Below are 22,630 nucleotides of genomic sequence, written 5' to 3'. Positions count from 1 at the left end.
AAGGCTCCTCGGTGGTTATCGGCGCTTGACTTCGCCGCCTTGGGTCATCAGGCAGGCCGCGACGATGTCGTCGTCCATGGGCACCTGCACGGCGGTGGCATCCTTGGGACAGATGAGCTTGAGGAAGTCCAGCACATTGCGCGCGTACAGGGCCGAGCTGTCGGCCGCCACCAGCGCCGGCAGATTGGTCTCACCGATGATGTAGACGCCGTGCTTGTGCACCGTCTTGCCGGCTTCGGTCAGGGGGCAGTTGCCATCGTGGCCGTTGGGGCCTTTGCCGGCGGCAATGTCCACGATCACCGAGCCCGGTTTCATGCTTTTCACCATGTCTTCGGTGATGAGCACCGGCGCGGGCCGCCCGGGGATGAGCGCGGTGGAGATGACCACGTCGGCCTGCGCCACGCGCTTGGCCACTTCGGCTTTCTGCCGGTCCAGCCAGCTCTGGGGCATGGGGCGGGCATAGCCGCCCACGCCTTCGGCCGCCTCTTTTTCTTCCGGGGTTTCGTAAGGCACGTCGATGAACTTGGCGCCCAGCGACTCGACTTGCTCCTTCACCGCGGGCCGCACGTCGGAGGCTTCGATCACCGCCCCCAGCCGCTTGGCCGTGGCGATGGCCTGCAAGCCCGCCACCCCCACGCCCAGCACCACCACGCGCGCGGCCTTGATGGTGCCGGCCGCCGTCATCAGCATGGGAAACAGCCGCTGGTACTGGTTGGCGGCCATCATGACGGCTTTGTAGCCGGCGATGTTGGCCTGGCTGGAGAGCACGTCCATGCTCTGCGCCCGCGTGGTGCGTGGCGCCGCTTCCAGGGCAAAGCTGGTCAGCCCGGCGCTGGCCAGGCGCTGCAGCCCTTCGGCGTCGAACGGGTTGAGCATGCCGACCAGGGTGGCACCGGGCTTCATCAGCGCCAGTTCCTCGGGCGACGGGCCGCGCACCTTGAGCACCAGATCGCAGCCCAGCGCGCCGGCCGCATCCACGATCTCGGCGCCTGCTGCGCGGTAGGCCTCGTCGGTGGCGCTGGCGGCCAGGCCGGCGCCCGCCTGCACGCGCACCGTGTGGCCCTGGGCCACGAGTTTCTTGGCCGTCTCGGGCGTGACGGCCACACGGGTCTCCCCCGCCATCGTCTCGGCGGGTACGCCTATCTGCATGTCGGTCTCCTCACTCGCTGAAACAGTTGGTTCAACAGTCTGCGCCCCGCAGCGTAACCGGTTTTGGGCGGGCTGTGCTGTCGGCGCAACGACATCTGTCGCGTGGATGCGAAAACATCAGCGTTGGCTGATATTCTGACACGGCCTTCCCTGCACCGCTTTCGCCATAATCCCGCCTATGCAGACCCGCTGGACACCGAGCGTCACCGTGGCCGCCATCATCGAGCGCGATGGGCGCTACCTGCTTGTCGAGGAGCACACCCCCGAAGGCTTGCGGCTGAACAACCCCGCCGGCCACCTGGACCCGGGCGAGGGCCCGGTGGAAGGCTGCATCCGCGAAGTGCTGGAAGAGACCACGCACCGTTTCGAGCCCACGGCCCTGGTGGGCATCTACCTCTCACGCTTTCAGCGGCCCGCCACCGGCGAAGACATCACCTATGTGCGCTTTGCGTTCTGCGGCGCGTTGGGGGAAGCGGTGCCCGGTCGGGCGCTCGATACGGGCATCGTGCGCACCGTCTGGCTCACGCCCGAGGAGGTGCGGGCCAGTCGCCACCGGCACCGCAGCCCCTTGGTGCTGCAGTGCATGGAAGATCATCTGGCCGGGCAGCGCTTTCCACTCCAGCTCATCCACACCGATGCCTCGGTGTTCGCCGCCGCACGCTAAAAGCGGGCGGTTCTGAGGCGCTCGAAGGCCGTCACCAGCGCGACCATCGAGCTGGCACGGTTCAGCAGAGCGCTTGAACGAGCGCGGCCAAGGCCGCCGTTTCGGCCCGCAGCACGCGCGGCCCCAGGCTGACGGGGGCAAAGCCTGCCGCGCGCAAGGCGGCGTCTTCGGCCGGCGTCAGGCCGCCTTCGGGGCCGTGGACCAGGCAGACGGGAGTGGCCGCGTCGCGGGGCAGGGCTTGGGCCAGTGGCTGGCTGCCGGCGGCCAGCGACAGCACGCCCCGCCACGGGCCTGCGCCGGCAGGCAGTTGCTCCAGCCAGCGGGCGAGCGTGCGCACCGGGTGGATGGTGGGGATCCGGTTGCCGCCGCATTGCTCGCAGGCGCTCACCGCCACGGCCCGCCAGTGGGCCTGTTTCTTGTCGGCCCGCTCCCCCTGCAGGCGCAGCACGGTGCGCTCCGTCATCAGGGGCTGGATGCTGGCCACGCCGAGTTCGGTGGCTTTCTCCACCAGCCAGTCCATGCGCTCGTTGGCGGGCATGCCCACGGCCAGGTGAACGGCCCGTGCCGGCTCGCGCTCCACCGCCGCATGGTCATCGATCCGCACTTCCACGCTGCTGCGGCCCATGCGCAGTATGGTCGCGTGCCACTCGCCGCCTGCTGTCGGGTCGCCGAACAGGGTCAGCCCATCGCCGGGTTGCAGCCGCAGCACCTGTACATGGCGCGTGCCTTCGGGCGGCAGCGCCAGCGTCTGGCCGGGGCGCAGCGCTTCGGGGTGGTAGATGCGCGGCATGGCGGCTCAAACCCGGCCGAAGGCAAAGCCGCTGGCGGCTTCCCAGCCTTCGATCCGGTCGATCAGCCGCAGCAGGGGCGTGAGTTCGCGGTAACGCGCCGCCGTGTTGCGGATGTACAGGAGGAAACGCGGCGCGTCGGCCAGGTACTGGGGCTTGCCGTCACGCAGGGTCAACCGTGCGAAGATGCCGGCCACTTTGAGGTGGCGCTGCAGCGCCATCCAGTCCACGGCGCGGTAGAAGGCGCCGAAGTCCTCGCTCCAGCCCTCGAAGTCCAGCAGACCGGTCTTGCGCGCCTGTTCCCAGTAGCGGATGGTCACGTCCAGCACCATGTCTTCCTCCCAGGTGAGGAAGGCGTCGCGCATGAGGCAGGCGATGTCGTAGGTCACCGGGCCATAGACCGCGTCCTGAAAGTCGAGCACCCCCAGTCGCCGGGCCGGGTCGGCAGGGTCGAAGCCCTCGCGCGGCAGCATCAGATTGCGCGGCATGAAGTCGCGGTGCACGAACACGCTGGGCGCGGCCAGGTTGCGTTCGACGATGCGGGCAAAGGTCTGTGCCAACAGGCTGCGGGTGGCCTCGTCCAGCGCCAGGCCTTTGTGTCGAGTCAGGTACCAATCGGGAAACAGTTGGAGTTCGCGTTGCAGCAAAGCCGCGTCGTAGGCCGGCAGCACGCCCGGGCGGGAAGCGCGTTGCCAGCTCAGCAGGGTGGCGGCGGCATCTTTGAAATAGGGCAGGGCCGCCGTGGGCTGCGCCGGGTCCAGCGCGGTGAGCAGGGTTTGCTCGCCCAGGTCGGTCAAGAGCATGAAGCCCTGGGCTTCGTCCCAGGCCAGGACTTCGGGGGCCCGCACGCCGGCTTCGTGCAGCAGGGCGGCCACGCGCACGAAAGGGCGGCAATCCTCTTTGTCGGGCGGGGCGTCCATGACGATGCGGCTGCCCGGCGCGTCGGTGCGGTCCACGCGGAAATAGCGCCGAAAGCTCGCGTCGGCCGAGGCCAGCCGCAGGGTGGACGGGTCGATGGCTTGGTCGGGGGCGATGGCGGCGATCCAGCGGGCAAAGCGGGCGCCACGCGCGGGGTCGGCCCAGGTCACGGTCTGGGCGTTCTGGGGGAGGGAGGCGGACATGGTGTGGGCTGGCGGCAGACCTGCCGGGGGCTCGTGGATAATTGCCGCTTATTCTACGGAGGCCGTGTTGCCCCACCGTGCCTAGTCACTGACCCTGTTCATGCCCGTTGTCTTGCGCTCAGCGCGTCCGTTTGCCGATTGCGTCTCGCCCGCCGTGCCCCGCTGGGTGCTGCAGGCCTGCGGCTGTCTGCTGCTGAGCTGGGGGCCGTTGGCCCACAGCCAGGGCCTGAGCCTGCAGATGAGCGAGCGGTTGCAGGAGACCTTGCCCAAGGCCGCGGTGGAGCAGGCCCCGGTGTTCGTCTCCGGGCAGCGGATCGAGGGGCAGACCGACGCGCGGGTCGTCGTGGAAGGTGATGCGGAATTGCGCCGCCACGATCTGGTCATTCGCGCCCAACGGCTGGAGCACCGCCGCCCGGATAATCTGGCCATCGCGCAGGGCGACGTGCGCATCAACCGCGAGGGCGACGTGTTCGAGGGGCCAGCGCTGCAGTTGCAGCTCGACACCTATGAAGGGGTGTTCGAGCAGCCCCGCTTTGCCTTTCTGCGCACTGGGGGCGAAGGCGATGCGGCCCAGGTGGAGTTCAAAGGGCGTGACCTGCTGGTGGCCCACCGGGTGCGCTACACCACCTGCCCCCGTCCGGCCAGCGGTGAGTGGGCGCCCGACTGGTACGTCAGCGCCAGCCGCATCGATTTCGACCAGGCCGAGGAAACGGGCACGGCCATCAATGGGGTGCTGCGCTTCAAAGGGGTGCCCTTGCTGGCTTCGCCCTGGGTCAGCTTTCCCCTGTCGGACCGGCGCAAGTCCGGCGTGCTGCCGCCGACCTTCAACATCGACAACCGCAGCGGCCTCGAAATCACCGCGCCCTATTACCTGAACCTGGCCCCCAACCGCGATGCCACCCTCTATCCCACGCTGATGAGCCGGCGCGGGGTCGATCTGGCGGGGGAATACCGCTATCTGGAGCGCACCTACGCCGGCGTGCTGCGCGCCGCCTACATGCCCAATGACCGGCTGCGCCGTGAAGACCGCTGGGCCGCCACGCTGCAGCACCAGCACCAACTGGGCCGCCACGACTGGCTCGGCCCGATCGGTCTGCGTCTGAACCTCAACCGCGTCAGTGACGACAACTATTGGCGCGACTTTCCCCGCACCAGCACCGCGTTGACCGAACGCTTGCTGCCCAGCGAGGCCGTGCTCTCCGGCGGGCGCGGCGATTGGTCCTTCAGTGCCGGGGCTTATCGCTGGCAGACCCTGCAGGACGTGGATGCACCCATCGTGGCGCCCTACGACCGGCTGCCTTCGGTGGCCGTGGCCTACCGGCCGCGAGCCTGGGCCGGCTGGGGCGACACAAGCCTGGACGTGCTGGGGGAGGTCACCCATTTCCGCACCGACCGCTCCCCGGTGATCGGCGGCTTGAACCAGACCACCGATGTCAACGGCACCCGCTGGCTGGGCGTGGCGCAGTTCGACCACACCTGGCAGACCCCTGGCTGGTACCTGCGCCCAGGCCTGCGCCTGCACGCGCGGCAGTACCAGTTCGCGCAAGGGGTGGGGCCCGTGGGCGAGCGCCAGCGCAGCCAGAGCTTCCTCATCCCGACCGCCTTCCTCGACGGCGGGCTGTTCTTCGAGCGCGAGGCCAGCCTCTTCGGACGCGACGTGCTCCAGACCCTGGAGCCGCGCGCCTTCTACACCGCCACCCCCTTCCGGGAACAGGGCTACCTGCCGGTGTACGACAGTTCCGCGCTGGATTTCAACCTGGCCACCATCTTCACCCCCAACGCCTTCGGGGGGCACGACCGGGTGGCCGACCTGCATGCGCTGACGCTGGGCCTCACCTCGCGGCTGCTGAGCCCGCAGACCGGGGCGGAATGGATGAGCTTTGGGGTGGCGCAGCGCATCCGGCTCAGCGACCAGCGCGTGGTGCTGCCCGGGCAGACGCCCATCAATGAGCGCTTGAGCGACGTGCTGTTCGGCGGCTCGCTGAACTGGACGCCGCAATGGTCTTTCGGTGGCACCGTGCAATACAACCCCAAGAACCGCGAGTCGGTGCGGACCACCCTCAGCGGCCGCTACAGCCCCGGCAACTACCGGGTGGTCAGCGCCGCCTACCGCTTGCAGCGCGGCGAAAGCGAACAGCTCGACCTGGGCTGGCAGTGGCCGTTGCGCGACCTGTTGGGCGGGCCCCGCGTGCCCGATCTCGGCCCCGGTCGTGGGCTCGGGCCTGGCCATTGGTACAGCGTGGGCCGGCTCAACTACAGCTTGCAGGACCGTCGCATCGTGGACTTGATCGCCGGCTTCGAGTACGACGCCGGCTGCTGGATTGGCCGCATCGTGCTGGAACGCCTGCAGCAAAGCCGCACCAGCGCGAACCAGCGCATCCTGTTCCAACTCGAATTCACCGGTTTCTCCCGCATCGGCTCCAACCCCTTGCAGACGCTGCGCGAGAACGTTCCGCGTTACCAATACCTGCGCGAGCAGATCAACCCGCCGAGCCGTTTCGAGCGCTATGACTGACATTCACTCCTTTGCCACTTTGCTGCGCCGCGGCTTGTCGCTGGCGGTTCTGGGCGCTATCGGCCTGACGGCCCTGCCCACAGCCCCGGCCTGGGCGCAGGCCAGCGCAACGACCACTGTGCGCGAGGCCGACCGCATCGTGGCCCTGGTCAACTCCGAGCCCATCACCAGCGCCGACGTGCGCAACCGCATGGCACGCATCGAGGCGCCCCCGGGCGGCACCCTGCCGCCGCCCGACGAACTGGCGCGCCAGGTGCTGGAGCGGCTGATCGTGGAGCGCACCCAGATCCAATGGGCGCGCGAAATCGGCATCCGGGTGGAGGAGTCCACCGTCAACGAGGCCGAAGCCTCGGTGGCGCGGCAAAACGGGCTGACCGTGCCGCAACTGCACGAGCGCCTGGCGGCCATGGGCATGACGCCGGCCGGTTTCCGCGCCAATCTGCGCAACGAAATCCTGCTGCAGCGGGTGCGCGAGCGCGAGGTCGAAAGCCGCGTGCGCGTCAGCGAGCTCGACATCGACAACTACCTGCGTGAACACGCCGCCAGCCGCCGCCCTGAGCAGACGGCCTTGCAACTGGCGCAGGTGCTCATCGCCGTGCCCGAAAATGCCGATGCGGCCGCGCTGGCCGGCCTGGAAGCCCGCGCCCGAGACGTGGCCCGACGCGCCCGCGCCGGCGAGGACTTTGCCACGCTGGCCCGCGAGTTCTCCGAAGGCCCCGAGCGGGCGGCGGGCGGCGACATGGGCTTGCGCACGGCCGATCGCTACCCGACCCTGTTCGTCGAAGCCGTCCAGTCGCTGAAAAAGGGCGATGTGGCCGGTCCGGTGCGCAGCGGCGCCGGGTTCCATGTGCTCAAGGTGCTGGAAAACCGCAGCCTCAACCTGCCGCCGACCCACATCACCCAGACACGCGCCCGCCACATCCTGCTGCAGCCCGCTTCGCCGGCCGAGGAGGAGCGCATGGCCCGGCGCATGATCGAGTGGCGCGAGCGCCTGCAGGCCGGGCAGGCCCGCTTCGAGGAATTGGCCCGTGAGCACAGCCAGGACGGCTCGGCCCGTGCCGGTGGCGATTTGGGCTGGGCCCAGCCCGGGCAGTTCGTGCCCGAATTCGAGCAGGTGATGAACCGGCTCTCGCCCGGCGAGGTGTCCGAGCCCGTGCGCTCGCGCTTTGGCCTGCATCTGATCCAGGTCGTCGAGCGCCGCGAGGTGGAACTGCCCGCGCGCGAGCGCCGCGAGTGGGTGCGCAACGTGCTGCGCGAACAGAAAGCCGAGGAAGCTTACGAGGAATGGGCGCGCGAGCTGCGGGCGCGTGCCTTCGTCGAATACCGAGAGAACGGCCGGTGAAACCCGTCCAGCGCGACCCGTTGAACGGGCCGCACCAGGCCCGCAAACGGTTTGGCCAGCACTTCCTGGCCGATCCGGCCATCATCGACGCCATCGTGCGGGCCATCGCGCCCCGCCCCGGGGATGCCATGGTCGAAATCGGCCCCGGCTTGGCCGCGCTCACCCAGCCTTTGGTGGAGCGGCTGGGGCGGCTGACTGTCATTGAGCTCGACCGCGATTTGGCCGCTCGCTTGCGCCGGCATCCCCAACTGGTGGTGATCGAGTCCGACGTGCTGCGGGTGGACTTTCGCCAACTGGCCATCGACCTGGCGCCAAGCGCTGCCGCCGCGCCGCCGCGCTTGCGCATCGTGGGCAACCTGCCGTACAACATCTCCAGCCCCATTCTGTTCCACCTGATGCCCGTGGCCGACTGGGTGCAGGATCAGCACTTCATGCTGCAGAAGGAGGTCATCGACCGCATGGTCGCGCCGCCCGCCACCGCCGGCTACGGCCGGCTGAGCGTGATGCTGCAGTGGCGCTACGAGATGGAGGACGTCTTGTTCGTGCCCCCCGAGAGCTTCGACCCGCCGCCCCGGGTGGACAGCGCCGTGGTGCGCATGGTGCCGCGACCCAGCCCGGCGCCGGTGGATGTCGCCTGTCTGGAAGCCTTGGTGCAGGTGGCGTTTTCACAGCGCCGCAAGCTGCTTCGCCACACCCTGGGGCGCTGGCTGGAGGAGCGCGGCCATGGGGGCGGCTTCGATCTGCAGCGTCGTGCCGAGGAGGTGCCCGTGGCCGAGTACGTGGCCTTGGCGCAGGCCATCGCCCCCTGAAAGCCAAACGGCCTGCCCCGGGGAAGGGTGCAGGCCGCAATCCCGCGCCACCCGAGGCGCCGTGGGGCGCGAGGCGTCAGGCCGCGCTGAGCCAGTAGCCGGCGTTGAAGGGGCTGCTCATGCGCAATGCCTGTGGGCTGACGTCCACCAGCTTGTCGGTCAGCAGCGGCTCCTCGGCGGCTTCCAGGTCGGACGCCTTGGGCGCGCGGGCCACCGAGAAAGAGTAGAAGCAGCGGAACGGCACCTTGCGGTCGCTCCAGTAGTCGGCCACGTCGCGGAAGATGTCGAGCAACTGCTCGCGGGCTTCCTTGTCGAACTTCGGCCCGGTGGGGATGTGCTCCAGCACCACGATGAAGCCGGTCTGCGGCCCGGACTTGTGGACCACGTCGGTCATGCTGTCGTAGAGCGCATCGAAATTCTTGCCGTTTTGCACCGGCAGGGTGTACTGCTCGGCGACCAGGTCGATCACGTCCTGCTTGCTCTGGGCGGTGGCCAGGTTGGCGTAAAGAAAATGGTGCCCCAGCTGTTCGGCGGCAGCCTGCAGGTCTTTGACCGTGAAGGCACGAATCGATTGCACGATGTTGGTTCGCACGTTACGAAGCGGTGTATCCATCTCCGCGGTTCTTCCGATGAATGGTGAAAAATAAGCGAAATCGATACGGTGCCAGGCGCCTGGCTGACTGCCCGCCGGGCAGGGGAGGGCGATGGCTTTACCTGGCGACGGCCTCGGCTGAGCCGAGACTCTGGGCCCCCGCGTTGCCACGGGTAAACCCTGAATTTCAAGGGCGCAAGTGTGCCCGATCCGGCCCCAAAATGCAAGGCTTGACAGGCCTGCCGAAGGGGTGATATGCGGGGCGATATGGGACCCTTGCGCACGTCAGGAGGTTTCTGCTGAAAACAGCCCGGTTAAAATGACCGATTGGCTGTGGTGGGCCTGGTGCCCGCCGAATCCGAGACCACTCATCTCCACAGGAATTGCCGTGTTCATCTCTCCCGCATACGCCCAAGCCGCCGAGGGTTCTCCCTCTACCCTCATGAGCCTGCTGCCGCTGGTGCTCATGTTCGTGGTGCTGTACTTCGTCATGATCCGTCCTCAGATGAAGCGCCAGAAAGAGCACAAGGCCATGGTCGAGGCGCTGGCCAAAGGCGACGAAGTGGTCACCGCTGGCGGGCTGTTGGGCAAGGTCTCCAAGGTCGGGGACCCGTACATCGCCGTGGAACTTGCCAATGGCGTCGAAGTCCAGATGCAACGCACGGCCGTGGTGCAGGTGCTGCCCAAAGGCACCGTGCAATAAACGACCGATCCCCCATGCACTGCTGCCATCCGGCTGGGCTTGCGCCCGGCCGTTTGGCTTTTCCGGAGCCCGTCGCTCATGAACCGATACCCCTTGTGGAAGTACGTGACCATCGTGGTCGCGTTGATCATCGCCACGCTCTACACCCTGCCCAACTTTTACGGCGAGGCGCCGGCGGTGCAGATCTCGGCGGGCAAGCCTTCGGTTCGCCTCGATGAGACGACGCTGAGCCGGGTCGAGCGCATCCTGGCCGAGCAGAACATCACCCCCGCGGCCACCCAGTTCGACGGGCAGTCGATCCGCGTGCGTTTCGACAGCACGGACACCCAGATTCTGGCGCGCGATGCGATCGACCGCGCCCTCAATCCCGATCCGGCCGATCTCACCCACGTGGTGGCGCTGAACCTGCTGCCGCGCACGCCGGCCTGGCTGCAGTCCATCAACGCCTTGCCCATGTACCTGGGGCTGGACTTGCGCGGCGGCGTACACTTCCTGCTGCAGGTGGACATGCCGGGCGCGCTGGAAAAACGCGCCGAAGTGCTGGCCAGCGACATGCGCACCACGCTGCGCGACCGCAACATTCGCCATGGCGGCATCCGCCGCGAAGGGCAGTCGGTGGAGCTGCGCTTCCGCGATGCCGAGACGCAAGCCGCCGCTTTGCGTGTGCTGGAGGAACAGTTTCCCGAACTGCAGTTCGATCGCACCACTGATGGCGCCGACCTCAAGCTGGTGGGCACCTTGCGCGCCGATGCCGCGCGCCGCATCCAGGAACAGGCCCTGCGGCAGAACATCACCACGCTGAACAACCGTATCAACGAACTCGGCGTGGCCGAGCCCATCATTCAGCAGCAAGGGCTGGATCGGATCGTGGTGCAGCTGCCCGGCGTGCAGGACACGGCCAAGGCCAAGGACATCCTCGGCCGCACCGCCACGCTGGAGCTGCGTCTGGTGGATGAAAGCCCCGAAGGCCTGGCGGCCGAGCGCGGTCTGGGCCCGGTGCCCTTTGGGTCCGAGCGACACTTGGACCGCAACGGGCAGCCTGTGATCACCCGCCGCGAGGTGCTGCTCACCGGCGAAAACCTCACCGACGCCCAGGCCGGCTTCGACAGCCAGAACCAGGAGCCGGCGGTCCATCTCACGTTGGACGCCAAGGGCGCGCGCATCTTCCGCGACGTCACGCGCGAGAACGTGGGCAAGCGCATGGCCATCCTGCTGTTCGAGCGTGGCCGTGGCGAGGTGGTCACCGCCCCGGTGATCCGGACCGAAATCGGTGGCGGGCGGGTGCAGATCTCGGGGCGCATGACCACCACCGAGGCGGCCGACATCGCCCTGCTGTTGCGCTCGGGCTCGCTGGCTGCGCCGATGGAGATCGTCGAGGAGCGTACCATCGGCCCGAGCCTGGGGGCCGAGAACATCCAGATGGGCTTCAACAGCGTGAAGTGGGGGTTCATCGTCGTGGTGGCCTTCATGAGCGTGTACTACATGCTGTTCGGGGTGATTTCGAGCATCGCGCTGGCGTTCAACCTGATGCTGTTGGTGGCGGTGCTGTCGATGCTGCAAGCCACGCTCACCCTGCCCGGCATGGCGGCGATGGCCCTGGCGCTTGGCATGGCGATCGACGCCAACGTACTCATCAACGAACGCATACGCGAAGAGTTGCGCAACGGCTCGGCGCCTCAGACAGCGATCAACACCGGCTACGACAACGCCTGGGGCACCATCCTGGACTCCAACATCACCTCGTTGCTGGCCGGGCTGGCGCTGTTGACTTTCGGCTCCGGCCCGGTGCGCGGTTTTGCGGTGGTGCACTGCATCGGCATCCTCACCAGCATGTTCTCGGCCGTGTTCTTCTCGCGCGGTCTGGTCAACGCCTGGTATGGCCGCCAAAAGAAGCTCAAGAGCCTGTCGATCGGCACCGTCTGGCGCGCGGACGAGGCTGGCAAACGTGGCCTCAAGGCCGACTGAACGGGGGAAGCGAACATGGAATTTTTCCGCATCAAAAAAGACATCCCCTTCATGCGGCACGCGGTGCTGCTGAACGCGATTTCCATCACGGCGTTCGTCCTGGCGGTGTTCTTCCTCGTCACGCGCGGGCTCAACCTGTCGGTCGAATTCACGGGCGGTACGGTCATCGAGGTGGCATATGAGCAGCCGGCCGATTTGCCAGCGATTCGGCAGGTGATCGCGGGCCTGGGCTATACCGAGGTGCCGGTGCAAAACTTCGGCACGTCGCGCGATGTGCTGATGCGCCTGCCGTTGATGGAAGGCCAGACCTCGGGCCAGCAGAGCGAGATCGTGCTGGCGGCCCTGCGCGCCCACGATCCGACGGTGGAGTTGCGCCGCACCGAATACGTGGGGCCGCAGGTGGGGCGTGAGCTGGCCGAAGACGGTTTGATGGCCTTGGCCTTCGTGATCCTGGGCATCATGGTGTATTTGGCATTCCGCTTCGAATGGAAATACGCCGTGGCCGCCATCGTGGCCAACCTGCATGATGTGGTGATCGTGCTCGGGTTTTTCGCGTTTTTCCAATGGGAGTTCTCGCTCGCGGTGCTGGCCGCGGTGCTGGCCGTGTTGGGCTACTCGGTCAACGAGTCGGTGGTGATCTTCGACCGCATCCGCGAGACTTTCCGACGCCAGCGCAAAATGACCACCCGCGAGGTGATCGATCACGCCATCACGCGGACCATGAGCCGCACGGCGATCACCCACGGTTCGACCGAGGTGATGGTCGTTTCGATGCTGCTGTTTGGCGGGCCGACGCTGTTCTACTTCGCTCTGGCGCTGACCATCGGCATTCTCTTTGGCATCTACTCGTCGATCTTCGTGGCTTCGGCCGTGGCGATGTGGCTGGGCGTGCGCCGCGAAGACCTCGTCAAACCCACCCGCAAGGTGGAGGATCCGGACGATCCCAACGCGGGCGCCGCCGTCTGATGGCAGGGCGCTGCGCCACCGAGGAACTGGCATACTCGCTGGCGTGGCGCAGTCTCCAACGTCTTTCGTCCCATCGCCTTCGGGTGCGCTCGCGCAACAGGCGCGCGAGCGCTTCGTGGCGCATGTGTGCGCCGGCCTGCCACAGGTGGCACAGCGGATGCGGGAGTATCTGCTGCAACGCAGCAACGAGGTGCTGTTTGGCGAGGAGGCGCAGCGCCTGCGCGATGCCTACCAACGGTTCAACCAGGCCGGCGTGCGCTGGTGTGATCTTGCCGCTGAGCGCCTGAAACAGGCCTTGCGGCAGCGCGACGCCGCCCCGTCCGTCGGCGCCAGCCCGCAAGCGCTGAGTCTGGTGGCCGAAGACACGGTAGAGAGCCAGATCCTGGCGGCCCGGGCGGCGTTGGTGGTGCTGGACAAGGCCAGCGAAGCCTTCAATGAATTGCGTTTGCGGCTGCAACACCTGGAACTGTCCGACGAGCTCGACAAGCGTGACCCGGTTCAGGCCTTGCAGGTGTGCCAGATCTTGGTCGAAGCCTGGGTGGAGGCTGGATTGCTGCGGCTGGACTGGCAGGTTGGCCAGGCGGCCTTGCAGGGGGCTGTGGCCAAGCTGGTCGCCGCAGGGTACGGGCAGGCCAACCAGTGGCTGCTCACGCAGGGCGTGCTGCCCGAGATCGATTTGCGCGACTTGATGCGGCGCAGTCAGCGCCCTGTGTCTGCCGGCGCGCAGGTCACGCACGTCATGCCCGGTCGCGCAGCCACCGGCGGGCATGCGGCAGAGCGTGAGGGGCTGGGCGACATTCCACCCATCCAGGCCATGGCCGAGCAAGTCAGCGCGCATGGCACGGAATGGATCCCACCGCACACGGGGCATCAGGCGGTGGCACAGCGGCTCATGGCGTTCATTGGCCAGCGCCTGCCGTCTGCGGCCCGTTGGGCCAAGGCGATGCCAGCGGGCGGCTCCGTCAACGAGGCCGCGTCTGCCCAAAGCACCCGGGAGCCGATGATGCCGGCATTGCCGCCGGTAGACTGGAGCAGTCTGGAAGCCGGGATGGCGGGGTTGCATGCCCAGTCGCGTGCGTTCAAGCGAGCGGCTCGCAGTGACGAGGACAAGGCGATCATCGAACTGGTGGCGCTGATTTTTGATGGCATTCTCGGTGAAGACCGGATTCCGGCCAGCATTCGGCTGTGGTTTGCCCGTTTGCAGATGCCGGTGTTGCGTTGCGCGCTGGCCGAACCTTCTTTCCTCACGGCGGAAAACCATCCGGCGCGGCGCCTGATTGACCGCATGGGGGCTTGCGTGCTCGGCTTCGATCCCAGCGCTGGCATCGAGGCGTTGGAAGCGGAAATTCGGCGCATCGTGCAAGTGGTCGAACAGTACCCGGAGACCGGATGCCGGGTGTTTGAGTTGGTGCTCAAAGAGTTCGAGGCCTTTCTGGCCAGCGTCGTGCGCGAGCAGCCGCAGTGGCAGCGTGTGGTCGATGTGGCCAGCCAGCTGGAGCAGCGCGAGACGCTGACCGTGCGCTACACCATTGAACTGCGGCGCCTGCTGGAACAGACGGCCGTGGACGACGGGCTGCGTGATTTCCTGTTTCATACCTGGGCCGAGGCGATGGCCCAGGCTGCCGTGGTGTATGGGGAGAAAGATGCGCGCGCGGTTCAGGCTCGAGAGCTGGCCGCGGACTTGCTCTGGGCCGCCAGCGCCAAGCCGACGCGGCAGGAGCGGGCCCTGGTCATCGCCAGGGTGCCGGCGTTGCTGGCGCGCTTGCGGGAGGGGCTGGGCCTGCTGGGCATGGACGAGGCGCATCAGGAGGCTGCGCTCAAGCCCGTGACGGACGCGTTGGCGGCCGCTTTCGTCTCTCGCGCCGCCAGCGTCGATCCGGCCTGGCTCGCGCGCTTTACCCGCCGGCTCGAAACCCTGGAGGGCGTGCTGCCTTCGGCGCAGGCAGGCGGGGAATGGGTGCTGAGCCCCGAGAGCCTGGAGTGGCTCACCGGACAGGAGCTGGCCGGGCTGACCGTCGTGCCCGCTCCGGAGGTGGCCGTGCCCAAGCATCTCATGGCTTGGGCGGCCGCGTTGCCCGTGGGCAGTTGGTATGGGCTGGAACACAGCGGCGTCAAGGCGGTGGTCCGGTTGGCCTGGGTCAGTCCGAAACGACAGCTGTATCTGTTTGTCAGCAGTGCGCAGGCCGCATGGCTGTTGCAGCAGGGGCGGGTGGCGATGTATCTCAAGGCCGGGTTGTTGCGCCCGGGCGAAGCCGAGGCACTGACGACCCGGGCGACACGGCAGGCGCTGGTCAAGCTACAGGCCAATCCCGAGCGTCTTTTGCAAACCGATGGATAGTGTGCGCTGCCGCGGCGCGATCACGCCCGCGCCAGGCGCTGAAAGCGCCCGCCAGGCATGCGCTGCACCCGGCCGTCCAGTTCGAGCTCCAGCAGCCGGGCCTGCAGGGCTGCCGTGTCCCAACCGGTGCGGGCCTGGAGCGTGTCCAGGTCGGCCGGATCGAACCCCAAGGCTTGCAACAATGGGCATGGGTCTGCCGGCGGCGTAGGCGTTGAAGGCGCTGTGGTCACTGGGGGGTCCTCCGCCGGGCCCAGCACGTGACGCAGGTCTTGCAGGATGTCTGCCGCCGATTCGACGAGCAGGGCCCCCTGACGGATGAGGGCATGGCAGCCGCGCGACTGGGGCGCGTGGATGGAGCCGGGGATGGCAAAGACCTCGCGCCCCATTTGCAGGGCCAGTTCGGCCGTGATCAGCGAGCCGGAGCGCAGCGCCGCTTCCACCACCAGCGTTCCGTGCGCCAGCCCGGCGATGATGCGGTTGCGGCGCGGGAAATGCGGGGCCAGGGGCGGCGTGCCCAGCGGATACTCGCTGACCAGCGCGCCCTGCTGGGCGACGCGGTGCGCCAGGGCGTGATGACGCCGCGGGTAGACACGGTCCAGCCCGGTGCCGACCACGGCCACGGTCAGCGCGTCGGCGTCCAGCGCCCCTTCGTGGGCTGCGCCGTCGATGCCCAGGGCCAGGCCAGAGACCACGCAGACCCCCGCCTTGCCGAGTTCGTGGGCGAAATGGCGCGCGTTTTCCATCCCCTGCGGCGTGGGGTGGCGGCTGCCCACGACAGCGATCGAACGCGCATGGGTCAGCGCGTCGAGCCGGCCCTGCACATAGAGCAGCACCGGCGGATCTTCGGTGTGCAGCAGGGCTGGCGGATAGGCGGCATCGGCCAGCGTGATCACGTGCCGGTGCTCGGGTTCGGCCGCGCACCAGTTCAGGGTTTGACGGACCAGTGCGTCGGCCGCCGCGCCGTGGTCCAGCAGCGCCCGGGCGAGCCGCTCACCCACGAGGTGGGTGAGGGTGGCCGGCGAGGCGGCATACACCGATTCCGCTGGCCCCAGGGCTGCGAGCAGCCGGCGTGCCGTGGCCGGCCCCACGCCGGGCGTGGTGGTCAGGCGCAGCCAGGCGTCGAGTGCGTCGGGCAGCATCAGCCCGGTCAGGGGGTGACGAAGCGGTCGCCCACCTTCACGCCGTCGGTGATTTGCAGAATCAAGGCGTAGGAGACGCGGTCGAAGGTGCGAAACACCATCATCAAGCCGTTGCGTTCACCGGGCAATTGCAGCGCCGGGCGGCTCGGATCGGTGGCGTCGGTCAAGCGCTCGGTGTCGCGCAGAATGGCCAGCACATGGCCGCGCTCCAGCCCGTCGCGTGCGCCGCGGTTGAGCACCACGATCTGGTTTTGCCCGCTGAAGCGCAGCGCATTGCCGTAGGCCTTGACGATCTGGCCCGACTGGGCCGTTGCCGGGGCGCGGGGCACGTACACCGGCACCTCGCGCAAAGGCTCGGGCAGCAGCCGGTCGCCGACGCGGATTTCCTCGCGCGAGAGGGTGATGTCGATGGTCGCAGGCTCTACCTGGAGCTGGACGCCATTGGGGCCGGGGATTTCACGCAGCGTCTCGCTGCGAACCAGGCGCGATTGGCCGATGAACTGGGCCTCGTAGCCCAGCGTTTCGCCCGTGGTCGGATCGATCAGCGCCGTGGCGTTGCGGTAGATGCGGTGCACCTGGGGCTGACCGGGGTCGATGCTCAAGGCCAGGCCATCGAGGGCGTCGGCGTTGCCGTATTGCCCGCGGGCGTAGGCGCGGTCACCGCGGCTGAGAAAGACGCGGTTTTCCTGGGTGGCCACGATGCGTGGCGCGCGGGCGTGTTCCGCCTCGTCCACCACCAGCGATTCGGTCAGGAACGGCTCGATCACATTCAGGGGGATCGGCGGCACGGCGGCCTCGGCCAGGCTTTCGGCGCGAATGCGGGGCGAAATCTTGACGGTGGGCACATCACCAGACCCCTCCAACGCGAGGAAGGCGCGATCACCCACGCGGGTCAGCACCAGCACCTGGCCCGGGAAAATGAGGTGCGGGTTGCGGATCTGGTCCATGTTCATGCCCCAGAGCTCGGGCCAGCGCCAGGGGCGTTGCAGGAACAGCGCGGAGATGTCCCATAGGGTGTCGCCGCGTTTGACGGTGTAGCGCTCGGGCGCGTTGGGCGAGAGCTCGCTCAGGGGCACCCCGGCCTGGGCGACTTGCTGGGCCGTGCTGCGCTGCCCGGCGGTGATCGGGTAATTCGGGAAGGTCTGGGCCTGAGCCGCCAGGCCTACCAGCAGCGAGGTGGCCAGCGCCCAAGAACCGACACGGCGCCACACCGGCGGGGGCACGCAAGCGCTGTGATGAAGGTCGGCGGAAAGTGGGTTCATACGCATGGTGGTGCCCCGAAGTCACGGTGGGAAAGTCGCGCCGATGCATCCATGGCCTTCCCTCCCGGTCGTGGTGTTTGGTGATGTGATCACTGGAGATTTTGCGATCAAGCCCTATTTCTGGCAATGATATCGCCTGCTGCCGCCTGCAACGGGCGGCGAAAGTGGCGAAAATAGCGACATTTCCCGGGGGGCGCGCTTGTGGCCTCCCGTCTGCGCGATCACCCATGAACGAACCCGAACTGCTCCCCATTCTGCGTTATCCCGATCCACGTCTGCACAAAGTGGCCCGCCCCATCGCCGAAGTGGATGATCGTATTCGGGCGATCATCCCGCGCATGCTGGCCACCATGTATCACGCCAACGGCATCGGCCTGGCGGCCACGCAGGTGGATATCCACGAGCGCCTGATCGTGATCGATGTCAGCGAGGAGCGCAACCAGCCCATGGTCCTCATCAACCCCGAACTGGAGTGGGCCAGCGAAGAAAAGCGCAAGGGCGAGGAGGGCTGCCTGTCCGTGCCGGGCATTTACGACGGCGTGGAGCGTTCGGTGGCGGTGCGGGTGCGCGCGCTGGATGCCGATGGGAATTCGCGCGCCATCGAGGCCGAAGGCCTGCTGGCGGTGTGCATCCAGCACGAGATGGACCACCTCATGGGCAAGGTCTTTGTCGAATACCTCTCGCCCCTGAAGCGCAATCGCATCAAGACCAAGCTCCTCAAAGCCGAGCGCGAAGCGGCACGGTGAAGGGGCGCGCATGAAAGTGGTGTTTGCCGGCACGCCGGCATTTGCGGCGCAGGCCCTGCAAGCCTTGCTTGCGGCCGGCTTCGAGGTGCCGCTGGTGCTCACCCAGCCCGATCGGCCCGCAGGCCGGGGCATGAAGCTGCAGGCATCTCCCGTCAAGCAGCTGGCGCAGGCGCATGGCATCGAGGTGGCGCAGCCGCACGGGCTGCGGCTCGACGGCCGCTATCCGCAGGAAGCGGCCGCGGCGCGGCAGGCGCTGTGGGCGGCGCAGCCCGATGCCATGGTGGTGGCGGCCTATGGCCTGATCCTGCCGGCCTGGGTGCTGCAAACCCCCCGCCTGGGTTGCTTGAACATCCATGCCTCGCTCTTGCCGCGCTGGCGTGGCGCTGCCCCCATCCATCGCGCGATCGAGGCCGGTGATGCCGAGACGGGGGTGACCATCATGCAGATGGACGAGGGGTTGGATACGGGCGACATGCTGCTGATCGAGCGCCTGCCGATTCGCCCCGATGACACGACGGGCAGTCTGCACGACCGGCTGGCCGAACTCGGCGGGCGGTTGATCGTGGAGGCGCTGGAACTGGCGGCCTGCGGCGGGCTGCATCCACAGCCTCAGCCGGCCGAGGGCGTGACCTACGCCCACAAGATCGACAAGGCCGAGGCCGTGATCGATTGGCGCGCGCCGGCGGCGCAGATCGAACGCCGCATCCGTGCCTTTCAGCCCATGCCCGGCGCCTCGACGACCGATGCGGCGGGCGAGGGGGTCAAGGTCTGGACGGCGGCGCTGGAGCCCGGGCAGGCCACGGTGGCCCCGGGCACGGTGCTGTCGGCCGATGCGTCTGGCGTTCGGGTGCAGACGGGCGAAGGCGTGCTGCGGCTGCTGGAGTTGCAGCGCGCCGGCGGCAAGCGCCTGCCCGTGGCGGATTTTTTGCGTGGCCATCCCCTGAGCGCCGGCGAGGTGTGGGGGCGAGCGGCGCCCGGGCACTGACATGTTCTGGCGCTCCAGCCATCGCCGCCATTCGGAGTTCTGGGAAGGGGTGCGCGACCAAGCCGGCGTGGCCACGGGCATCGCGGCCTGGGGCTTGATGACGGGCGTGGCCATGGTCAAGGCCGGGCTCAGCGCCTTCGAGGCCGTGGCCATGACCTTGCTGGTGTATGCGGGCAGCGCCCAGCTGACGGCGGTGCCGTTGATGGCCTCTGGGGCGCCGCTGTGGGTGATTTTGGCAGCTGCCTTCTGTGTCAATCTGCGCTTCGTGGTGTTTTCCGCGCACCTGCGGCCTTATGTGATGCACATGCCGCTGCGCGAGCGACTGGCCACCGGCTACGTGACGGGCGATTTGAGCTACGTGTTTTTTGCCCGGCGCTATCCCCACCCCGGTCAGACGCCACAGGCGCGCGAATGCCAGCAAGCGTATCTGGCGGGCAACTGCGCGGTGAATTACCTGGCGTGGATGTCGGCCAGCCTGATCGGCATCGCGCTGGCCAACGTCATTCCGCCCGAGTGGGGGCTGGGGTTTGCCGGCATCCTGGCGCTGCTGGGGGTGGGCTGTTCGCTGGCCACGTCGCGCTTGCGCGTCGTTTCCGCCGGCGTGGCGGGGGCGGCGGCCATTGCGGCCTGGGCCTTGCCGCTGAAGCTCAATATCGTGGTGGCCATCGCGGCGGCGGTGGCCATCTGCTTGGTGATCGAGTCGTATGGGCCGCGCTGGTTGCGTGGCCAGCCGGTGCCCCCTCATGCCTGAATTCGATCCGTGGACCTTGCTGGTGATTGCGGCGCTGGCCGTGGTGACGGTGGTCACCCGCGGGTTTTTCTTCATTTCCGAACGCGACTGGACTTTGCCACGCTGGGCCGAGCGCGGCTTGCAGTATGCCCCCATCGCCGCATTGGCGGCGGTGGTGGTGCCGGAGGTGATTGCCGATCAAGGCCAGTTGATCGACACCTGGCGCGACGCTCGACTGTTTGCCGCTGTGGCGGGGACGGGCTGGTTCTTCTGGCGTGGCGGCGTGTTGGGCACCATCGTCACCGGCATGGCGGTGTACCTGCCTTTGCGCCTGGCGCTGGGCTGGTGAGTCTGCGTGCCGGCGGGCCGTCAGGGGGCCGTTAATTGGGGGATTCGTCGGGCGCCCGCTGGCCGCCCTGGCGCTGGCCCACGCAGTGGGCCATCACCTCGCGCAGCTGGTGCGGCTGCACCGGTTTGGCGAGAAAGGCATTCATGCCAGCGGCGTGTGCGCGCTCCTGGGCTTCGTCCATCACGTCGGCGGTCAGGGCGATGATGGGCACGCGGGCGCGCTCGCCTTCGAGCGCCCGAATGTGCTGGGCGCAGGTCAGCCCATCCATCTCGGGCATGTGCACGTCCATCAGGATGAGGTTGAAGTCTTGCGTTGAAGCGAGCGTCAGGGCTTCGCGCCCATTGTGTGCGAAGGTGGCGTGGTGGCCCAGCTTGTCCAGCAGCATGCCGATGAATTTGCGGTTCACCGGGTGGTCTTCGGCCACCAGCACGCGCAGGGGCGTGGAGCTGGGGGCGGCGGTGTCATGCCTCGGTGCCGGGGGAGGGCAGGGCGGGGGGCTGAATACAGCGGCCGGGTCGGCGGTCTGGCTGGGCAGGGGGGCATCGCAGATGGGCGTGGCCAGCGTGACGACAAAGGTGGACCCCTGGCCGCGTTGGCTCGTGACGGTGATGTCGCCGCCCATCATGCGCGCCAGTGAGCGCGAGATTTCCAACCCCAGCCCGCTGCCGCCATAGCGCCGGGTGGTGCTGTCGTCGGCCTGGCGGAAGCGCTGGAACAGGCTGGCCACGGTGTGCTCGTCCATGCCGATGCCTGTGTCCGAGACGGTGATGGTCCACAGGGCGCGTTGGCCGTCGCTTTTGCAGCCGACGTGGAGCCGGACTTCGCCCTCATCGGTGAATTTGATGGCGTTGCTCAGCAGGTTGAGCAGGATTTGTCGGATCCGGGTGGCGTCGGCCAGCACCCAGACTGGGCCATGCGGGCTGATCTGCAGCGGCATGTCCAGGCCCTTGCGTTGGCCTTGGGCCCGCACGAGTTGGTGCGCGTCGCGGACGACCGCGGCCATCTGCATCGGTTCGGGGTGGATCTTCATGCGCCCCGCATCGATGGCCGAGAGGTCCAGCAGGTCATTGAGCAGACTCAGCAGGTGCTCGGCCGAGGCGCGGGCGGTGGCGAGTTGGTCGCGCTGCCGCTCAGACAGTGGGCTGTTTTCGAGCATGTCGATCATGCCCAACATGCCGTTGAAGGGGGTGCGCAGCTCGTGGCTCATGTTGGCCAGAAACTGGCTTTTCGCCAGATTGGCCTGATCGGCCTGTTCCTTGGCCTGCACGAGCGCGGCATTGAGGGTTTCGAGCTCGCGGCGCTCCCGGAGCTGCCGCCGCTGGCGCAGCAGCAGGCTGGCCGATGCCGTCAGCAGCACCAGGATTTGCACGCCCACCAGCCAGGCGATCCAGCGGTTTTGCTGATGCACCACATCGAGCTGCCGTTCCATCAAATGGGTGACCAGGCTGTTGGCGGCGAAGCTCAGCGCTTGCACGTCCGGGCCGAGGGCGTTCATGGCATCGAGCAAGCCCCGCAGCGCCTCGACGTGCCGGGCCGGATGGGTCATCAGCGGGTCGGCCTCTTGCACCCAGGCTTCGAGCTTGGGCATGGTCTCGCGGTATTCGGGCCGGTGGGTCAGTTTTTGGAGGCTGGGGTTGTTGCGCATCAGCCCGATGCGGCTGACAAAGATGTCGTAGCGCACCATGAGCGGGTTCCAGTCGGCCTGCTCGGGGCGGGCCAGCGCCAGGGCCAATTCGCTGCGCAGTCGCAGGAATTCGCGTTCGAGCTGGAAAGTCAGCGAGGTGACTGAATCGGCTTGCAGGCGGGCGGTGATTTCCACCGTCTGCGACTGGCGCAGGAACACGGCCGTGATCACCCCCAGTCCCACGGCCAGCGCAAGCGTGGTCAGGGCCAGCCAAAGATAGAACCGGCGGCCTTCGCGGCGTGTGGGGGTGGATGTCTCCGTCATTCGACGTGTATGGCCTTCAACTGCCAGATGGAGCGCTCATAGTAGCGCGCGCTGCGCAGTTGCGGGTGGGCGTCGAATGGGTAGATGATGAACAGGGGGCCGCGGGTGCGGACCGACATGGGCTGGTCGTTGAGCCGCGTGGCGATGATGACGTCGAACCGATGCGCGTCGGAGACGGGGATGGTGATGCGGTAGTCGTTCAACGCGGTGGCGCGCAGCGTCTGCCCACTGGCCTGCACCAGGCGCAGCACGTCGCGCAGCAGTGGGCCGCTGAAGGTGATGGGGCGGTCCTCCCACGGGGTGAGCGTGGTGAAGCGATGCTGCGGCAGGGCTTCGAGCATGGCCATGTCGAAAGCGGCGACTTGGCCATGATTGCGCACGCCCACCTGGCCGGTGAAGGTCAGGATGGGTTCGCTGCGCGGGGGCTCCAGCGCTTGCGCGGCCAGGGACCAGCCGACCCAGATGAGGAACCAGCAGCCGCGAATGATGTTTTTATCAAAAAAAATGCGCATGGCGCTG

19 protein-coding genes and 1 pseudogene are annotated in these 22,630 nt (G+C 67.7%); 12 read left to right on the top strand and 8 right to left on the bottom strand.

Annotated features, from left to right (window positions below):
* Positions 1 to 15: 15 nt before the first annotated feature.
* A complete protein-coding gene (locus tag DFR43_RS03215) occupies positions 16 to 1,149 on the bottom strand; it encodes a Re/Si-specific NAD(P)(+) transhydrogenase subunit alpha (protein WP_133595927.1) in 1,134 nt (377 codons plus the stop codon).
* Between the two features lie 178 nt (positions 1,150 to 1,327).
* Between DFR43_RS03215 and DFR43_RS03210 the strand changes: the two genes are divergently transcribed.
* Complete coding sequence (locus DFR43_RS03210; protein WP_133595926.1) at positions 1,328 to 1,813, top strand: NUDIX hydrolase; 486 nt, start codon at positions 1,328 to 1,330, stop codon at positions 1,811 to 1,813.
* 61 nt (positions 1,814 to 1,874) lie between these two features.
* Here the strand turns inward: DFR43_RS03210 and DFR43_RS03205 are convergent, their stop codons facing one another.
* Both DFR43_RS03205 and DFR43_RS03200 read right to left on the bottom strand, forming a co-directional pair.
* A complete protein-coding gene (locus tag DFR43_RS03205; RefSeq protein ID WP_133595925.1) occupies positions 1,875 to 2,603 on the bottom strand; it encodes a 16S rRNA (uracil(1498)-N(3))-methyltransferase in 729 nt (242 codons plus the stop codon).
* A gap of 6 nt (positions 2,604 to 2,609) precedes the next feature.
* On the bottom strand, positions 2,610 to 3,722 hold the full coding sequence (locus DFR43_RS03200; protein WP_133595924.1) for an aminoglycoside phosphotransferase family protein: 1,113 nt from the start codon (positions 3,720 to 3,722) through the stop codon (positions 2,610 to 2,612).
* A 100-nt stretch (positions 3,723 to 3,822) separates the two neighbouring features.
* Between DFR43_RS03200 and DFR43_RS03195 the strand changes: the two genes are divergently transcribed.
* The 3 genes from DFR43_RS03195 to rsmA are packed head-to-tail and all read left to right on the top strand — an operon-like array spanning position 3,823 to position 8,388.
* The gene (locus DFR43_RS03195; RefSeq protein ID WP_133595923.1) at positions 3,823 to 6,237 is read left to right on the top strand and encodes an LPS-assembly protein LptD; all 2,415 of its coding nucleotides are present in this window, start codon (positions 3,823 to 3,825) and stop codon (positions 6,235 to 6,237) included.
* Complete coding sequence (locus tag DFR43_RS03190; protein WP_133595922.1) at positions 6,230 to 7,579, top strand: peptidylprolyl isomerase; 1,350 nt, start codon at positions 6,230 to 6,232, stop codon at positions 7,577 to 7,579. The genes DFR43_RS03195 and DFR43_RS03190 overlap by 8 nt, the downstream gene beginning before the upstream one ends.
* Positions 7,576 to 8,388 carry a 16S rRNA (adenine(1518)-N(6)/adenine(1519)-N(6))-dimethyltransferase RsmA gene (gene rsmA / locus DFR43_RS03185; protein WP_245988811.1) on the top strand — a complete coding sequence of 271 codons (813 nt, stop codon included), beginning with the start codon at positions 7,576 to 7,578 and terminating at the stop codon, positions 8,386 to 8,388. Before DFR43_RS03190 ends, rsmA begins: the two co-directional genes overlap by 4 nt.
* A 217-nt stretch (positions 8,389 to 8,605) precedes the next feature.
* Here the strand turns inward: rsmA and DFR43_RS03180 are convergent.
* A pseudogene (locus DFR43_RS03180) lies at positions 8,606 to 9,001 on the bottom strand (barstar family protein); the annotation flags it as partial.
* A gap of 367 nt (positions 9,002 to 9,368) precedes the next feature.
* On the opposite strand from DFR43_RS03180, the gene yajC reads away from it, so the two are divergent.
* From yajC to DFR43_RS03160, 4 genes are all read left to right on the top strand, one after another.
* Positions 9,369 to 9,683 (top strand): preprotein translocase subunit YajC, encoded by a 315-nt coding sequence (gene yajC / locus DFR43_RS03175; protein ID WP_133595919.1) that lies wholly within the window; start codon positions 9,369 to 9,371, stop codon positions 9,681 to 9,683.
* 78 nt (positions 9,684 to 9,761) lie between these two features.
* On the top strand, positions 9,762 to 11,648 hold the full coding sequence (gene secD / locus DFR43_RS03170; RefSeq protein WP_133595918.1) for a protein translocase subunit SecD: 1,887 nt from the start codon (positions 9,762 to 9,764) through the stop codon (positions 11,646 to 11,648).
* Between the two features lie 15 nt (positions 11,649 to 11,663).
* The gene (gene secF / locus DFR43_RS03165) at positions 11,664 to 12,614 is read left to right on the top strand and encodes a protein translocase subunit SecF (protein WP_133595917.1); all 951 of its coding nucleotides are present in this window, start codon (positions 11,664 to 11,666) and stop codon (positions 12,612 to 12,614) included.
* 43 nt (positions 12,615 to 12,657) lie between these two features.
* Entirely contained in the window at positions 12,658 to 14,952 is a 2,295-nt protein-coding gene (locus DFR43_RS03160; protein ID WP_164499690.1) for a DUF1631 family protein, read from the top strand.
* Between the two features lie 20 nt (positions 14,953 to 14,972).
* Here the strand turns inward: DFR43_RS03160 and dprA are convergent, their stop codons facing one another.
* Both dprA and DFR43_RS03150 read right to left on the bottom strand, forming a co-directional pair.
* The gene (dprA, locus tag DFR43_RS03155) at positions 14,973 to 16,091 is read right to left on the bottom strand and encodes a DNA-processing protein DprA (RefSeq protein ID WP_133595915.1); all 1,119 of its coding nucleotides are present in this window, start codon (positions 16,089 to 16,091) and stop codon (positions 14,973 to 14,975) included.
* A gap of 8 nt (positions 16,092 to 16,099) precedes the next feature.
* Positions 16,100 to 17,353 (bottom strand): LysM peptidoglycan-binding domain-containing protein, encoded by a 1,254-nt coding sequence (locus tag DFR43_RS03150; protein WP_133596111.1) that lies wholly within the window; start codon positions 17,351 to 17,353, stop codon positions 16,100 to 16,102.
* Positions 17,354 to 17,580: 227 nt separating this feature from the next.
* On the opposite strand from DFR43_RS03150, the gene def reads away from it, so the two are divergent.
* The 4 genes from def to DFR43_RS03130 are packed head-to-tail and all read left to right on the top strand — an operon-like array spanning position 17,581 to position 20,163.
* Positions 17,581 to 18,099 carry a peptide deformylase gene (gene def / locus DFR43_RS03145; protein WP_133595914.1) on the top strand — a complete coding sequence of 173 codons (519 nt, stop codon included), beginning with the start codon at positions 17,581 to 17,583 and terminating at the stop codon, positions 18,097 to 18,099.
* 10 nt (positions 18,100 to 18,109) lie between these two features.
* On the top strand, positions 18,110 to 19,084 hold the full coding sequence (gene fmt, locus DFR43_RS03140; RefSeq protein ID WP_133595913.1) for a methionyl-tRNA formyltransferase: 975 nt from the start codon (positions 18,110 to 18,112) through the stop codon (positions 19,082 to 19,084).
* Between the two features lies 1 nt (position 19,085).
* The gene (locus DFR43_RS03135; protein WP_133595912.1) at positions 19,086 to 19,835 is read left to right on the top strand and encodes an AzlC family ABC transporter permease; all 750 of its coding nucleotides are present in this window, start codon (positions 19,086 to 19,088) and stop codon (positions 19,833 to 19,835) included.
* Positions 19,828 to 20,163, top strand: coding sequence for an AzlD domain-containing protein (locus tag DFR43_RS03130; RefSeq protein ID WP_133595911.1), 336 nt, complete (start codon positions 19,828 to 19,830; stop codon positions 20,161 to 20,163). Before DFR43_RS03135 ends, DFR43_RS03130 begins: the two co-directional genes overlap by 8 nt.
* A 31-nt stretch (positions 20,164 to 20,194) precedes the next feature.
* Here DFR43_RS03130 and DFR43_RS03125 read toward each other — a convergent pair whose 3' ends face one another.
* Positions 20,195 to 22,111 (bottom strand): ATP-binding protein, encoded by a 1,917-nt coding sequence (locus tag DFR43_RS03125; protein WP_133595910.1) that lies wholly within the window; start codon positions 22,109 to 22,111, stop codon positions 20,195 to 20,197.
* Positions 22,108 to 22,623, bottom strand: a complete 516-nt coding sequence (locus tag DFR43_RS03120) for a putative pterin-binding protein (RefSeq protein WP_133595909.1) — start codon at positions 22,621 to 22,623, stop codon at positions 22,108 to 22,110. Before DFR43_RS03120 ends, DFR43_RS03125 begins: the two co-directional genes overlap by 4 nt.
* Between the last annotated feature and the right edge of the window lie 7 nt (positions 22,624 to 22,630).

This window comes from Tepidicella xavieri (genome assembly GCF_004363315.1).
In the GTDB taxonomy this organism is placed as follows: Bacteria; Pseudomonadota; Gammaproteobacteria; order Burkholderiales; family Burkholderiaceae_C; genus Tepidicella; species Tepidicella xavieri.
Note: the sequence above shows the minus strand (reverse complement) of the source record. Positions and strands in the feature narration are given on the sequence as shown.

What these genes read in the sequence shown, in the direction of transcription:
- DFR43_RS03215 (WP_133595927.1), bottom strand. Translation starts at nt 1,149, where the DNA reads ATGCAGATAGGCGTACCCGCCGAGACGATGGCGGGGGAGACCCGTGTG.
- DFR43_RS03210 (WP_133595926.1), top strand. Translation starts at nt 1,328, where the DNA reads ATGCAGACCCGCTGGACACCGAGCGTCACCGTGGCCGCCATCATCGAG.
- DFR43_RS03205 (WP_133595925.1), bottom strand. Translation starts at nt 2,603, where the DNA reads ATGCCGCGCATCTACCACCCCGAAGCGCTGCGCCCCGGCCAGACGCTG.
- DFR43_RS03200 (WP_133595924.1), bottom strand. Translation starts at nt 3,722, where the DNA reads ATGTCCGCCTCCCTCCCCCAGAACGCCCAGACCGTGACCTGGGCCGAC.
- DFR43_RS03195 (WP_133595923.1), top strand. Translation starts at nt 3,823, where the DNA reads ATGCCCGTTGTCTTGCGCTCAGCGCGTCCGTTTGCCGATTGCGTCTCG.
- DFR43_RS03190 (WP_133595922.1), top strand. Translation starts at nt 6,230, where the DNA reads ATGACTGACATTCACTCCTTTGCCACTTTGCTGCGCCGCGGCTTGTCG.
- secD (WP_133595918.1), top strand. Translation starts at nt 9,762, where the DNA reads ATGAACCGATACCCCTTGTGGAAGTACGTGACCATCGTGGTCGCGTTG.
- secF (WP_133595917.1), top strand. Translation starts at nt 11,664, where the DNA reads ATGGAATTTTTCCGCATCAAAAAAGACATCCCCTTCATGCGGCACGCG.
- dprA (WP_133595915.1), bottom strand. Translation starts at nt 16,091, where the DNA reads ATGCTGCCCGACGCACTCGACGCCTGGCTGCGCCTGACCACCACGCCC.
- DFR43_RS03150 (WP_133596111.1), bottom strand. Translation starts at nt 17,353, where the DNA reads ATGAACCCACTTTCCGCCGACCTTCATCACAGCGCTTGCGTGCCCCCG.
- def (WP_133595914.1), top strand. Translation starts at nt 17,581, where the DNA reads ATGAACGAACCCGAACTGCTCCCCATTCTGCGTTATCCCGATCCACGT.
- fmt (WP_133595913.1), top strand. Translation starts at nt 18,110, where the DNA reads ATGAAAGTGGTGTTTGCCGGCACGCCGGCATTTGCGGCGCAGGCCCTG.
- DFR43_RS03135 (WP_133595912.1), top strand. Translation starts at nt 19,086, where the DNA reads ATGTTCTGGCGCTCCAGCCATCGCCGCCATTCGGAGTTCTGGGAAGGG.
- DFR43_RS03130 (WP_133595911.1), top strand. Translation starts at nt 19,828, where the DNA reads ATGCCTGAATTCGATCCGTGGACCTTGCTGGTGATTGCGGCGCTGGCC.
- DFR43_RS03125 (WP_133595910.1), bottom strand. Translation starts at nt 22,111, where the DNA reads ATGACGGAGACATCCACCCCCACACGCCGCGAAGGCCGCCGGTTCTAT.
- DFR43_RS03120 (WP_133595909.1), bottom strand. Translation starts at nt 22,623, where the DNA reads ATGCGCATTTTTTTTGATAAAAACATCATTCGCGGCTGCTGGTTCCTC.